Origin of the sequence: Micromonospora craterilacus, assembly GCF_003236315.1 — a bacterium.
GTDB lineage: Bacteria > Actinomycetota > Actinomycetes > Mycobacteriales > Micromonosporaceae > Micromonospora > Micromonospora craterilacus.
Window position 1 is genome coordinate 1 of sequence record NZ_POTY01000033.1, and the last position, 12,916, is coordinate 12,916.

13 protein-coding genes are annotated in these 12,916 nt (G+C 70.8%); 7 read left to right on the forward strand and 6 right to left on the reverse strand.

Features of this window, described 5'->3' with window-relative positions; translation table 11 throughout:
• Positions 1-798, reverse strand: a 798-nt coding sequence (locus C1I95_RS08015) for an ice-binding family protein (RefSeq protein ID WP_111213173.1), incomplete at its 3' end; no start/stop codon positions are given.
• Between the two features lie 481 nt (positions 799-1,279).
• On the opposite strand from C1I95_RS08015, the gene C1I95_RS08020 reads away from it, so the two are divergent.
• A complete protein-coding gene (locus tag C1I95_RS08020; RefSeq protein WP_146605664.1) occupies positions 1,280-1,546 on the forward strand; it encodes a hypothetical protein in 267 nt (88 codons plus the stop codon).
• A gap of 136 nt (positions 1,547-1,682) precedes the next feature.
• Here the strand turns inward: C1I95_RS08020 and C1I95_RS08025 are convergent, their stop codons facing one another.
• The 3 genes from C1I95_RS08025 to C1I95_RS08040 all read right to left on the reverse strand — a co-directional run bounded on the left by C1I95_RS08025 (position 1,683) and on the right by C1I95_RS08040 (position 4,618).
• Entirely contained in the window at positions 1,683-2,513 is an 831-nt protein-coding gene (locus C1I95_RS08025) for a DUF2637 domain-containing protein (protein ID WP_111213144.1), read from the reverse strand.
• A gap of 381 nt (positions 2,514-2,894) precedes the next feature.
• Positions 2,895-3,764 carry an SDR family oxidoreductase gene (locus tag C1I95_RS08035; RefSeq protein WP_111213146.1) on the reverse strand — a complete coding sequence of 290 codons (870 nt, stop codon included), beginning with the start codon at positions 3,762-3,764 and terminating at the stop codon, positions 2,895-2,897.
• A 221-nt stretch (positions 3,765-3,985) separates the two neighbouring features.
• Positions 3,986-4,618 (reverse strand): TetR/AcrR family transcriptional regulator, encoded by a 633-nt coding sequence (locus tag C1I95_RS08040; protein WP_233513423.1) that lies wholly within the window; start codon positions 4,616-4,618, stop codon positions 3,986-3,988.
• Between the two features lie 59 nt (positions 4,619-4,677).
• On the opposite strand from C1I95_RS08040, the gene C1I95_RS08045 reads away from it, so the two are divergent.
• The 6 genes from C1I95_RS08045 to C1I95_RS08070 all read left to right on the forward strand — a co-directional run bounded on the left by C1I95_RS08045 (position 4,678) and on the right by C1I95_RS08070 (position 10,117).
• Complete coding sequence (locus C1I95_RS08045; protein ID WP_111213148.1) at positions 4,678-4,968, forward strand: hypothetical protein; 291 nt, start codon at positions 4,678-4,680, stop codon at positions 4,966-4,968.
• The gene (locus C1I95_RS08050; protein ID WP_111213149.1) at positions 4,958-5,947 is read left to right on the forward strand and encodes an ATP-binding cassette domain-containing protein; all 990 of its coding nucleotides are present in this window, start codon (positions 4,958-4,960) and stop codon (positions 5,945-5,947) included. Before C1I95_RS08045 ends, C1I95_RS08050 begins: the two co-directional genes overlap by 11 nt.
• Entirely contained in the window at positions 5,944-6,780 is an 837-nt protein-coding gene (locus tag C1I95_RS08055) for an ABC transporter permease (RefSeq protein WP_111213150.1), read from the forward strand. The genes C1I95_RS08050 and C1I95_RS08055 overlap by 4 nt, the downstream gene beginning before the upstream one ends.
• A 197-nt stretch (positions 6,781-6,977) precedes the next feature.
• Positions 6,978-7,439 (forward strand): SAM-dependent methyltransferase, encoded by a 462-nt coding sequence (locus C1I95_RS08060; protein WP_111213151.1) that lies wholly within the window; start codon positions 6,978-6,980, stop codon positions 7,437-7,439.
• A gap of 136 nt (positions 7,440-7,575) precedes the next feature.
• The gene (gene glpK / locus C1I95_RS08065; RefSeq protein WP_111213152.1) at positions 7,576-9,093 is read left to right on the forward strand and encodes a glycerol kinase GlpK; all 1,518 of its coding nucleotides are present in this window, start codon (positions 7,576-7,578) and stop codon (positions 9,091-9,093) included.
• 241 nt (positions 9,094-9,334) lie between these two features.
• Positions 9,335-10,117 (forward strand): hypothetical protein, encoded by a 783-nt coding sequence (locus tag C1I95_RS08070; RefSeq protein WP_146605665.1) that lies wholly within the window; start codon positions 9,335-9,337, stop codon positions 10,115-10,117.
• A gap of 32 nt (positions 10,118-10,149) precedes the next feature.
• Here C1I95_RS08070 and C1I95_RS08075 read toward each other — a convergent pair whose 3' ends face one another.
• Positions 10,150-11,925, reverse strand: a complete 1,776-nt coding sequence (locus C1I95_RS08075; RefSeq protein WP_267900688.1) for an N-acetylglutaminylglutamine amidotransferase — start codon at positions 11,923-11,925, stop codon at positions 10,150-10,152.
• 68 nt (positions 11,926-11,993) lie between these two features.
• Positions 11,994-12,848 carry a TetR family transcriptional regulator gene (locus tag C1I95_RS08080; protein WP_158566323.1) on the reverse strand — a complete coding sequence of 285 codons (855 nt, stop codon included), beginning with the start codon at positions 12,846-12,848 and terminating at the stop codon, positions 11,994-11,996.
• Positions 12,849-12,916: the final 68 nt, after the last annotated feature.

Genomic DNA, 12,916 nt, shown 5'->3' on the forward strand with positions numbered 1-12,916 from the left:
GCCTGGGGCGCCGGGGCTGCCTGGGGCGCCGGGACTACCGGGCGGGCCAGACGGCCCAGGCGGCGCGGCGCACACGGGTGCGGTGATGACGTTGGTGTCGAGGGTGATGGCGGCGGTTCGAGCCAGCGCGCGGCCTTGGAGAGTCGCGCCCGTGGCCATCGTGATCGACGCCTGGGCCATGATGGTGCCCACGAAGGTGGTGCCCGTGCCGAGCGTCGCCGAACTGCCGATCTTCCAGAACACGTTGCAGGCCGAGGCGCCGTTGATGAGGACGACGCTGCTGTTCGACGCTGTGGTGAGCGCGGAGTCGACCTGGAAGATGAACACGGCCTGGGGGTCGCCCTGGGCGTTGAGCGTCAACGGCCCGGTCAGCTGCGCGGCCCCGATTCGGTAGACCCCGGGGTTGAGGGTGTTGCCGCCGAGTTCTGCGGGAAGGTTGGTGAACGGGGTCCGGCCGGCGGCGTCATTGAAGGCTGTGGTCAGGTCGTTCTGGGCTTGTAGAGCGACTGCGTCGCCGAGGTGGATTTCGCCGCCGATGGTTGCCGTCTCGAAGCCCGACGCGGTGTTTCCTGGGTACCTTCCGAGGCTCTGGCCCAAGAAGCTCGGGCCGGTGTTGGTGGGCTCGGCACCGGCCAGTATGGAGAAGTTGCCGGCCGTGCCCAGGCCCACCGGCGCGTCCTGCGCGTTGGCCGCGGTCGCGTTGAGGAGCAGCAAGGTGGCGGCTACGGCGGCAACTGCGGAAGCCGCGAGCGTCGGCAGGGCCGCCCGCCGAAGGCGATGATTGGGTTTAACTGTCACAGAACATCCTCCGTGGGTACTACTACTTGCAGGAGGCGTCCTCGCGAGTCGCGTCCTGCCCAAAGCGGCGTAGATGGGACATAGTGGTGCGCTTGACACCAGACCACATCAAACTTCGCAGAGTGGACAGAATGGAATAATTTGCAAGCATTCACGGTCGGAGCCGGACTGGGGAGCGCCACCACGCGTTGACGGGTCGTTGGAGGACCCGTCTCGGACGGCCACCCGGGCGGGACGGCCGTCCACCTCCTGTCGTACATCGTCGCCTGCGGGGTGTGTACGGGCCGATCTCGTCCGGTCACGTGTCTCGGAGTGCTTGGCGAGCACGCGGCCCGGAAGCGGGCCGAGTTGGGCGACGAGGTAGCGGTGAAGCGGGAGATCATCCGCACCGTGGCCGACATCAAACTGTTGCGGCCGACAAGGGCGGCCGCCAGCCGTTCGGAGCGCATCGCCTGGAGTGGACCCGGTAGCGCGATGGCTGGTGCCGGATCCGGTCGAGCGGCAGCACGTCTTTCACGGGCTGCTCGCGATGGAGGTCGACCACGCAGTGGAGTGGGGCCACGTCGACGTCGCGCTCGACATGACGGCCGTCGCCGTGTGGCACCACCACCCGGTGGCGGAGGCGGCACCACTGTCCGACTACCACCTGAGCACCTTCACCGGCCCCGCCCTACCCCGGTTCCAGCAACGGCGAGCCAGCTCGCGCGTACGGTGGAACGGCAGACGTCGTGCAATACGCGCGAACTAGAAGCGTTCCCGTGTCGATCGTTTGGCCGGCAGGTGCAATTCGAGATTAGCGAAACTACGAGCTGACGTACGGGCGTTCGCGGACCGCGGGGAGCCCAGAACGGCCTTGCGAAGCGCCGGCCGGGGTGTCGCGGCGCTTAGGCCGCCACGTCCTGCTGGGAGACGGGATCGGCGGCACGGAAGGCGACGGCTGCGGCGACGCTTATGTCCTGCTCCGCCTTGAGGATCTTCACGAGGAGGGAGGCGCGGGCGTTGGACACCCCATGCCCGTTGTCGCGCATCGCGTCGGCCAGCGCATCCCGCGACAGCGACCGCCCGCTGCCGGCAAGCGTCGCGAGGGCGGATCGTGCTGCAGGAAGCAGGTGGGCCACGGTGCCCGCTTGAGCCGCCGCCGATTGCGAGGCCGGACCGGTGGACTGGTCGGCCCCGCCAGTCGTGGACGAGCCGGGGCGATCCGTCCGCTCGTCCGTTGCCGGCCCGGACGACGGTCCGCCGTCCGGGCCGGTCTGCGGGATCGTCCCCGAGTCGGGTGGACGATCAGTGGCCGTCCGCTGATCGTCCCGGACCGTCCGCTGATCGTCTCCTCCGTGGTCGATCATGCTGAACAGGAGTTTGACCGAGACGAGCATGGACAGCGCTGGCCAGCCGGCGAGGGCCTTGCCGATCGGGTCGGCGCCGCCTACGGCGACGTTTGCGGCGAGGCTGGCCAGGGTGCCGACGACGAGCGCGACCCAGGGGATCCGGCCGGTCGGGCGTCCGGCGCGGCGTTGCGCGACGAGGTACAGGCTGGCAACGATCTCCAGCCCGTCGACGCTGACCGGGAAGGCGCATGCCTTCCATCCGGACTGGCCGTGCCGTTCGGCCAGCTCCATCATGTGGGCGAAGGAGATCGCGCCTGCGACGATCGCCAGAGCGCCCACGAACAGCGCGGTGAGAACCAGAAGCAGCGTGTCGGTACGGGTCTTCATCGGGTCACCTCCCGGGTTGGGGAGGCCGACGCGAGTAGTGCTGACAGGGCGTCGAGCACCTGCCGCGCGTCGTCGGTGGGGATGGACAGGTGCGCGTCGCCCATCTGCACTCGCAGGAGGGGTTCACACGGCCACGGGGCACACGCCTCGGTCAGCCAGGCCGTGGCCTCCCATGCCGGCAGCCACATGGCCGTAGTGAGCTTCAGTGGGACCGGCATCGACCGGTGTTCGCTGCCCGTGCCGGTCGGGCGGCCGTGAGGGGCGGCGGTGCATCGCGTGCGGTCACATCAGGCGGGATGTGTTGTGGCGCAACGGTTTTCGGCGTTCGGCAGCGTTCCAGAATTTTCCTGGCTGCTTACGTTCACTGTCTACTGACGGTGGTCAGCCCTTCTCTACCGAGGTGCGGCCGAAGGAACGCCCGAGCCGGCCTACCTCGTCCTCCATCTGCTCGACCAACTCCGCGCCCCCGAACCGGGTGATCAAGGCGTCGGACATCCCGCTGAGCACCACCGGCCGCAGCGCCTGGACCAGGGCGATCGAGCGGGGCACGTAGACCTTGCGCCGGCGGCGCTCGATGCCGCGCAGCAGCGCGTCGGCGCACCGTTCGACGCTGACCACGGTGGACAGCGGCCAGGGCAGCTTGCGTTGCGCGTCCCGGAACGACGCCAGGTCGTCCCGGATGTCCCGGACCAGATCGGTGTCGATCCAGATCGGGTGGGCGGTGCCGACGGTCAACCCGCGCCGGCGGTTCTCCAGGCGCAGCACGTTGCCGAACTGCTCGACACCCGCCTTTGCCGCGCAGTACGCGGCCATGCCCGGCATGGCCGCGAAGGCCGCCGCCGACGAGACGATCAGGACGTGGCCCCGGGCGGCGACGACGTGCGGCAGCGTCGCGCTGACCGTACGGACCACCCCGGACAGGTTCACGTCGATGGTCCGCACCAGCGCGTCGACCGGCCCGGTCGCGACGGTGCCGAGGTTGGCGACGCCGGCGTTGGCGACCACCACGTCGATGCCGCCGTACCGCTCGACGGTCGAGGCGACGGCGTCCGCCAGCCCGGCCTGGTCGGTGACGTCGCACTCGTACCAGTGCCCGTTCAGTTCCTCGGCGACCTGCCGCAGCAGCGCGGGTTCCAGGCCGACCAGGGCGACGCGGGCGCCTCGGGCGGCGGCGGCCCGGGCCAGCTGGGCGCCGATGCCGCGGGCGGCGCCGGTGATCAGGATGGTCCGGCCGCGAAGGTCATACCGCATCGGCGTGCCCCAGGCTCCGGCGTCGGCCGTCGGCTCCGACCATGGTGGTGTCGATGTCCATCATTCCTCCGCGTGTGCGGCTACGGCCCCCGTCCCCGAAGCCTAGGCCGGCAGCGACGCCCGGCGACGGGCGAGGCAGGCGCGCTCGGCGGCGTTGCCGGTGCGGACGATCGCCGCGTCGTACGTCCTCCGGCGCCACGGGTCAACCGGCAGTACTCGCGTTAAGGAGTGCAGAGCTGCGCTCGCAGCGTGTCGTAGGTCCATTGTTCCCATCGCTCGGGTGTCCAGCCGCGTTCGCGGACGAACAGCAGGTAGAGGGCGGTGCTCAGGAGTGCGAACAGGATGTCGGCCGCTGTCTCGGCGGTGATGTCGGTCCGTGCTCCTGGTTTCGTGACCAGAGCCTCGGCAGCGGCCAGGTGCACCTGGAGCCGTGGCTGTTCTCCGTTCGGCCAGAGCTGCGCGATTTCGGCGTCGGAGGCGGCGGCGGTGGCGACCATGTCGGTGATGGCCGCCGCCCGGTGCAGGATTTCACTGGTGCCTCGGACGTGTGCGCGTAGCAATGCGTCGGCGGTCTCGGCCGCTATGGCGTCGCGGAACCAGGGCCGGTTCATCGTGGCGATCGGTTCGTCGTCGCCGGCGATCGTCACGTCGACGAGTTCTTTGAGCAGCTTGCGCTTGTTGCCGAACACGAAGTAGATGGTCTGGATCGCGACCCCCGCGCGGTCGGCGACCTCCTGCAGGTTCGTCGCGCCGTACCCGTTGGCGACGAACAGATCGTGCGCGGCGTCGAGGATGCGTCGCCGTGTGTCCGCCGCCCGCTGGCTCCGCTTGGTCATGTTCTTGACATCGGTCACGGCTATAGCGTACCTCTAGAGTCTCCCACTAGAGATGACTTCTAGAGATTGGTTCTCACGTGTCGGTGATCACCCTCACCCAGTTCACGATCGAACCCGGCGTCGCTGGCGCGCTACGGACCCGGCACACCGAGCTGGTTGCTGCCATCCGGTCAGCGACACCGGGCCTCGTCGAGGCACGACTCGGAAGCGTCGACGAGCAGACCTGGGTCGGCATCTGGCGGTGGGACTGCGCCGAACACCTCCAGGCGGCCCGCCGAATCGCGCCGGACCTTCCGGAGACCGCGGCGGCATTCTCGCTGGCCCGTGCGATCACCGCGGATGATGTGGCCGTCGTCGATGAGCACTGACCCGGTGCACGGCGACCTCGCGATCGAAGCGACCGGTCTGGTCAAGATCTTCGGTGCCCACCGCGCTGTCGACGGGCTGGATCTGACCGTTCCCGCTGGCGGCGTGTTCGGCTTCCTCGGTCCGAACGGGGCCGGCAAGACCACCACCGTCCGCGTCCTGGCCACCCTGTTGCAACCGGACGCCGGCACCGCCCAGGTGCTGGGTCACGACGTCGTGCGCGAGGCCGACCGCGTCCGCGACCGGATCAGCCTGACCGGCCAGTTCGCCACGATCGACGAGGAACTCACCGCGTTCGAGAACCTCACGATCCTCGCCCGACTCCTCGGTTTCACCAGAGCCCACGCCCGGACCCGCGCCGAGGAACTACTCGACGGATTCGGGCTCACCGAGGCCGCCGGCACCACCGTCAAGACGCACTCGGGCGGCATGCGCCGCCGGCTCGACATCGCCGCCAGCATCATCGTCACCCCGGACCTGCTGTTCCTGGACGAGCCGACCACGGGCCTGGATCCGCGCAGCCGCAACCAGGTGTGGAGCATCGTGCGCGCCCTCGTCAGCGAGGGCACCACCGTGCTGCTCACCACGCAGTACCTCGACGAGGCCGACCGGCTCGCCGACCGGATCGCCGTCATCGACCGCGGCCGGATCATCGCGGCGGGCACACCCGCACAGCTCAAGGCATCGGTGGGCGCCGGAACCGTCCAGGTCCAGGTCCTCGACCCGGACCGCCGAGCCGAGGCCGCGCGCCTGCTGACCGACGCTCTCGGCGTCGCGGTCCAGACCGGTGCCGACGACGGGCTGCTGTCGGCCCGCGTCGACGACCCCGCGCGTGCCTCGCTCGCGCTCACCGACCTGACCCGGGCCGGCATCGACCTCACCACGTTCGCGCTCGGCCAACCCAGCCTCGACGAGGCGTTCCTGACCCTCACCGGGCACCACACCCAGGCCAGCAGCGACGCCAGGAAGAAGGCGACATGACCACGACATCGACGACGTCGCACGCGATCAATCGGGCTCTGCACGCCGCTGTGTCGACCCGGCCGCGGCCGCCGCGTGCCAGCCCGGTGTCGGCGTCCCTGGCGTTCGCGTGGCGCGCCCTGCTGAAGATCAAGCACGTACCGGAACAGCTCGCCGACGCGATCATGATCCCGGTGCTGTTCACCGTCATGTTCACATACCTGTTCGGCGGCGCCGTGGTCGGCTCGACCGGCGAGTACCTCCAGTTCCTCCTCCCGGGCACCATGGTCTTCGCGGTCCTGCTCATCACCGTCTACGCGGGCGTCAACCTCAAGACCGACATCACCACCGGCGTCGTCGACCGCTTCCGGTCCATGCCGATCTGGCGGCCGGCCCTCATCGTCGGCGGCCTGATCAGCGACGCCGGCCGCAACCTCCTGGCGGCGGGACTCGTCCTCGCCCTCGGACTTGTCATGGGCTTCCGACCCGAGGGCGGCGCATTCGGGGCCTTGCTGGCGGTCGCGCTCGTCCTCGCGTTCGCGTTCGGCCTGTCCTGGGTCTGGGCGACGCTCGGACTGCTTCTTCGGACGCCGAGCGCCATCTCAGCGGTGAGCTTCCTCGTGCAGTTCCCGCTCACCTTCGCCAGCAACGTGTTCGTCGACCCGCAGACCATGCCCGGATGGCTGCGGACGGTCGTCGAGGCCAACCCGGTCAGCCTGCTCGTCGACGCCGTCAGAGGGCTGATGCACGGCACCGCCGAACCCGAACAGATCGGTGGCGTGCTCCTCGCCGCGGTCCTGCTCGTCGCGATCTTCGGCCCATTGACCATGCGCCTGTACCGCACTCGAACGTGACCCCCCACACCCGCCCGCCGCGACGGGCATTCGCAGTGATACTTCACCATCCAGACGGTCGAGGTGCTCGCCGCCGCGACCAGCCTCGCCCTGATGGCAGGCAACATCCGCGACGGCCTGCAACTCACCGCACGCCGCTGACCGCACCGCAACCACCGGGCCGCCCCACACCGCCCGTCCTCCTCGAAGGACAGACCATGCACTTCGTCGTACAGCCGATCGGCACCGTCCGCAACAGCCGCACAGACATCGCCGCCACCGATCACTGGGGAAGGGTGAGAAGCACCATCACCGTAGACCCGCGGTTCGGTGAAGACTGCCTGCTCGGCCTGGCCGACTTCTCACACGTCGACGTCTTCTTCGTCTTCGACCGAGCAACGGAACGGCCGAACTACCAGCCCCGCCCGCCACGCGGCCGCGCGGACCTGCCGCCGGTCGGCGTCTTCGCCGACCGCGGACCCCACCGCCCCAACCGCATGGGCATGACCACCTGCGCGATAACGTCGGTGAACGGCCGAGTACTCGAAGTGCTCGGCCTCGACGCCGCGACCGGTACACCCGTCATCGACCTGAAACCGACGATGATCGAGTTTCAACCCACCAACGTCCGGCAACCGGAATGGGTCACCCGCCTCATGGCCAAGTACTTCCTGCCATAACCGTGGCTCCAACACCCCTCCACCCGCTGCCCGAACGGCTCCCCGCCGAATCGACAACCCGCCCGTGCCACGTACCGCCCGGAGCGAAGATCGGGAAGGATCGACCCGACGACCACGACGACAGGGAGGACTCCGCATGGCTGACTTCGTCGGCGCCGTGGACCAGGGCACCACCAGCACCCGATTCATGATTTTCGACCACGGCGGTAACGAGGTCGGCCGCCACCAACTCGAACACCAGCAGATCCTGCCGCGGGCCGGCTGGGTGGAGCACAACCCGGTGGAGATCTGGGAGCGGACCCAGACCGTGGTGCGTACGGCGATGAACATGCACAGCCTGGCCGCGTCCGACCTGGCGGCGCTCGGCGTCACCAACCAGCGGGAGACCACCGTGGTCTGGGACCGGCGCACCGGCCGGCCGTACTACAACGCGATCGTCTGGCAGGACACCCGTACCGACCGCATCGCCTCGGCGCTGGAGCGCGACGGGCGGGGCGAGGTCATCCGGCGCAAGGCCGGCCTGCCGCCAGCGACCTACTTCTCCGGCGGCAAGATCCAGTGGATCCTGGAGAACGTCGAGGGGGTCCGTGAGGCGGCCGAACGCGGTGAAGCCGTCTTCGGCAACACCGACACCTGGCTGCTGTGGCATCTCACCGGCGGCACCGACGGCGGGGTGCACGTCACCGACCCCACCAACGCCAGCCGCACCATGCTGATGAACCTGGAGACGCTGGACTGGGACGACGAGCTGCTGTCGTTCTTCGACATCCCCCGGGCCATGCTGCCGCGGATCATCCCGTCGTCCGACCCGCACGCCTACGGCAGCACCCTGTCGAACGGCCCGTTCGCCGGCCCGGTCCGGATCACCGGCGACCTGGGGGACCAGCAGGCCGCCACCGTCGGGCAGGTCTGCTTCGCGCCGGGCGAGGCGAAGAACACCTACGGTACGGGCAACTTCATGCTGCTCAACACCGGCCCGGACATCGTCCGGTCGAAGGCCGGGCTGCTCACCACGGTCTGCTACCAGTTCGCCGGCGCGGCACCGGTCTACGCGCTGGAAGGATCCATCGCCGTGACCGGCTCGGCGGTGCAGTGGCTACGCGACCAGCTGAAGATCATCAGCAGCGCGGCGCAGAGCGAGGACCTCGCCCGCCAGGTCCCCGACAGCGGCGGGGTCTACTTCGTGCCCGCCTTCTCCGGCCTGTTCGCCCCGTACTGGCGCTCCGACGCCCGGGGCGCCATCGTCGGCCTGTCCCGCTTCAACACCGACGCGCACATCGCCCGGGCCACCCTGGAGGCGATCTGCTACCAGAGCCGGGACGTGGCCGACGCCATGGCGCAGGACTCCGGCGTACCCCTGGAGAGCCTGAAGGTCGACGGCGGCGTCACCGTCAACGAGCTGTGCATGCAGTTGCAGGCCGACATCCTCGGCGTGCCGGTCAGCCGGCCGGTGGTCGCCGAGACCACCGCCCTCGGTGCGGCCTACGCGGCGGGGCTGGCGGTCGGCTTCTGGCAGGACACCGACGAACTGCGGGAGAACTGGAACGAGAGCCGGCGCTGGCAGCCGTCCTGGTCGCCGGAGCAGCGCGCGACCGGCTACGCCGGCTGGAAGAAGGCGGTGCAGCGCACCCTCGACTGGGTCGACGTCAGCTGAGATACGCGCTCGGTGTCGACCTGCCGGGGGATCCGCGGAAGCGACGCGTCGACCACCGTCAAAGCGCTGGTCAGGGCTCGCGGTTCCCCGGTCGGCCCGTGACATGATGGCGCCCATGGGGAAACAGCAGGACGTCGGCGGGCCTAACCGTCACAGTGGGTCAGGTGCCGCCGCGGACGGTGTGACGGGTGGCAACGTCGATACGCGCCTCGCCCTCGCGGAGGACCCCACGACGTCGCAGATGGCCCTCATCGACCTGGCGTCCGACGCGTCGGCCGTGGTCCGTAAGGCGGTCGCGACCCGCACCGACGCGCCCGCGCAGGCACTGCGACCACTGACCCGGGACCATGATCGTCACGTCCGCGAGGCCGTGGCCAGAAACCCCTCAACCTCGGTCGCCAATCTCCTGCGACTCGTCAAGGACGCCGACCGGTGGGTCCGCTGGGGCGTCGCCGGCAACCCGGCCTGCGACGAGTCGATTCGCCGGGTGATGGCGGAGGCCCCCGACAAGGAGCTTCGTGGTCTCCTCGCGGAGCGGCGCGAACTGGAGCCCGAGCTGGCCGCGCGGCTGGTCGACGACGCCTCACCAGAGGTACGGGAACGACTCGCCACCCACACCCACGACCCCGACGTGATCACCGCCCTGATGGCCGATCGCACCGCACGCGTTCGCAAGGGGCTCGCCCGCAACCCGCGGACCACCACCGCCCAGCGCAGCGCACTCGCCCAGGATCCCGTAGTGGACGTCCGCGCCGCGCTGGTGCTCGCGGTCGAGCTGACCGAGGCGGATCTGCGACGCCTGGTTGACGACCGCTCGGTGCAGGTGCGGATGGCGATGGCGACGTCGGAGGTGGTTCCGCCGCACATCCGGCAGGCGCTCGGTCGCGATCCCGACGAGATGGTTGCCGGTGCGGCCCGGGACTTCCGCCCCGGGGCGGGCCGCTCCTCGGTGGTACGGGCTCCGCGCGTCGGTCAGCGGGCCTCCGGGGCCGGTCGAGGCCGACCGGGCGGCGCCCGGCGCTGAGGCCAGCGGAGCCGCCGTCATCTGCCCGTAATTCAGCCCGCGCCGTGCGTCTGTAGCCAGAGTTCGAGCAGGCCGAGCTGCCACAGCTTGTTGCTGCCGGCCGCCGCCTCGGCCCGCTCGGGTTCGGCCAGCAGCTGCGCGACGTACCCGGGCCGGAACAGCCGCCGCTCACGGGCGGCCGGCGCGTGCAGCGCCTCGACCACCAGGTGCCGCAGCGGACCGTCGACGTTGCGCAGCGCCGGCACCGGGAAGTAGCCCTTGGGCCGGTCGACCACCTCGGCCGGCAGCACGTCCCGGGCGACCCGCTTGAGCACCCCCTTGCCGCCCTCGGCGACCTTGTGTCCGGGCGGGCACGCCGCGGCCAGCGCCACCAGGTCCTGGTCGAGGAAGGGGGTACGCACCTCCAGCCCCCAGGCCATGCTCATGTTGTCCACCCGCTTGACCGGGTCGTCGGGCAGCATCAGGTGGGTGTCCAGCCGCAGCACCGCGTCCAGCGCGGTGTCCGCCCCGGGCCCGGCCAGGTGCGCGGTGAGCAGCTCGCGGCTGGCGTCGCGGTCGACGGCGTACGCCGGGTCGACCACCCGGGTCAGCTCGGCGTGGTCGCGGTCGAAGAACGCCTCGGCGAAGGTCGCCGCCGCCCCGGCACGGGGGGTCCGGCGCAGCGGCTGGTGGTAGCCGTAGCCGGCGAAGACCTCGTCGGCGCCCTGCCCGGACTGGGCGACCTTGACGTGCCGGGCCACCTGCTCGCAGAGCAGGTGGAAGGCGACCACGTCGTGGCTGCCCATCGGCTCGGCCATGGCCGCGACGGCGCGGCGCACCGCCGGGCCCAGGTCGTCGTCGCCCAGCCGGATCCGCTGGTGGTCGGTGCCGTACGCCCGCGCCACCAGGTCGGAGTAGTGGAACTCGTCGCCGGCCTCGCCGTCGCGGCTGTCGAAGCCGATGCTGAACGTGCGGAGCCGCTCCTGTCCCGCCTCGGCGAGCAGCGCGACGATCAGGCTGGAGTCGAGGCCGCCGGAGAGCAGCACGCCGACCGGCACGTCGGCGACCAGCCGCCGGCGCACCGCCGCGCGCAGTGCCGCGCCGACCGCCTCCTGCCAGTCGCCGGCCTCCCAGCCGGTGTGTGCCGGGTCGCGGCGGTAGTCGGGTCGCCAGTAGACCCGTTCGCGGCTGCCTCCGTCGGCCTCCACCACCCGGACGGTCGCGGGCGGGAGCTTGCGTACGCCGCGCAGCACGGTGCGCGGCGCGGGGACGATGGAGTGCCAGGACAGGTAGTGGTGCAGCGCCACCGGGTCGACGCCGGTGTCCACGTCACCGCCGTGCAGCAGCGCCGGCAGGGTGGACGCGAAGCGCAGCCGGCCCGGCGACTCGGCGAGGTAGAGCGGCTTGATCCCGAGACGGTCGCGGGCCAGCAGCAGTCGGCGGCGGCGGCGGTCCACGACGGCCACCGCGAACATGCCGACCAGGTGGTCGACGAAGCTCTCACCCCATTCGGCGTACGCCACCAGGACGACCTCGGTGTCGCTGGTGGAGTGGAAGGTGTGGCCCGCGGCCCGCAGCCGTTGGCGCAGCTCCGGGTAGTTGTACACGCAGCCGTTGAAGACCAGGGCGAGCCCGAGGTCGTCGCGCACCATCGGCTGGGCGCCGGCTGCGGAGAGGTCGATGACGGTCAGCCGTCGGTGCCCCAGGGCCACCCAGTCCTCGTGCCAGAGCCCGTCGCCGTCGGGGCCGCGCGACCGCATCGCCTCGGTCATCCGGGCCACCGCGACGCCGTCCGGCCGGGCGCCGCCGAACCGTGCCTCACCGCCGATGCCGCACCCGGCACGGCTACCCGCCGCCCCGACCAGCAAACCCACCGGGCCCGGGCTCCGTCTCGAAATTATCCCGAAACAGTCTCGTTATTGGGGTTCTGATCGAGATGGCGGTAGACGGTCGCCCGGGACACCCCGAACGAGGCGGCGATCTCGTCGGCCGAGTGGGTACCCGTCAGGTGCATCCGGCGGGCGGCCTGCACCTGCTCCGGGCTCATCGACCGAGGGCGGCCCGGCCGCCGTCGTCCGACCCGGGCGGCGCCGGCGCGTTCGCCCTCGGAGGTCGGGGTGTCGCCCGCGGTCGCGGTGCCGTTGGCGCCCTGCTCGTCCGGCCCGGCGGCGGCGTGCCCGCCGACGGCGTGCGGGGCCTCGCCCGGCGGGCCGTCCACCAGCAGGCGGCGGACTCCGTCGAGCATGTCGGCCCGCAGCACCGGCGCGGGCACGTCCATCAGGAACACCACCGGATCACTGCACATGGCAATGGCCTGGACGGCGCGGACCCGTTCGCGGCGTCCGGCGTCCGGGCCGGCGACGATCTCGTTGGCCCGCATGGCGATCCGCACCAGCCGGTGGTACGTGCTGCCCCGCTCGACCAGCGCGAGGTCGTGGAAGAGCATGCCCAGCGGGCCGCGGTGGGCGAGCATGGTGTCCACCCAGTCCTCCAGCAGCACCCACCTCGCCCGTTCCGCCGGCAACGTCTCGGCCTTCGCCAGCAACGTCTCCAGGTCGCGGAGGAAGGGCTCACCCAGGTCGGTGAGCAGGTGCGCCTTGCTGGGGAAGTGGTAGAGGATCGCGGCCTTGGTCAGTTGCAACCGCTCGGCGATCTGCCGCAGCGAGGTGCGCTGGTAGCCGTGCTCGGCGAACAGGTCGAGGGCGGCGCGCAGGATCCGGCTACGGGTGCCGTCGGCCTCCTCCCAGGTCATGGCGCCCAGCGTAGCCGCTCCTGACCGCAGGACGGGGTTGCGGTGCCAACCCCTTACCATCGGTCAGT

Excerpts from the sequence above, each read along its gene's own strand:
- C1I95_RS08060 (WP_111213151.1), top strand. The coding sequence starts at position 6,978 with ATGCACTTCGTCGTACAGCCGATCGGCACCGTCCGCAACAGCCGCACA.
- C1I95_RS08050 (WP_111213149.1), top strand. The coding sequence starts at position 4,958 with ATGAGCACTGACCCGGTGCACGGCGACCTCGCGATCGAAGCGACCGGT.
- C1I95_RS08055 (WP_111213150.1), top strand. The coding sequence starts at position 5,944 with ATGACCACGACATCGACGACGTCGCACGCGATCAATCGGGCTCTGCAC.
- C1I95_RS08025 (WP_111213144.1), bottom strand. The coding sequence starts at position 2,513 with ATGAAGACCCGTACCGACACGCTGCTTCTGGTTCTCACCGCGCTGTTC.
- glpK (WP_111213152.1), top strand. The coding sequence starts at position 7,576 with ATGGCTGACTTCGTCGGCGCCGTGGACCAGGGCACCACCAGCACCCGA.
- C1I95_RS08035 (WP_111213146.1), bottom strand. The coding sequence starts at position 3,764 with ATGCGGTATGACCTTCGCGGCCGGACCATCCTGATCACCGGCGCCGCC.
- C1I95_RS08070 (WP_146605665.1), top strand. The coding sequence starts at position 9,335 with ATGGCCCTCATCGACCTGGCGTCCGACGCGTCGGCCGTGGTCCGTAAG.
- C1I95_RS08080 (WP_158566323.1), bottom strand. The coding sequence starts at position 12,848 with ATGACCTGGGAGGAGGCCGACGGCACCCGTAGCCGGATCCTGCGCGCC.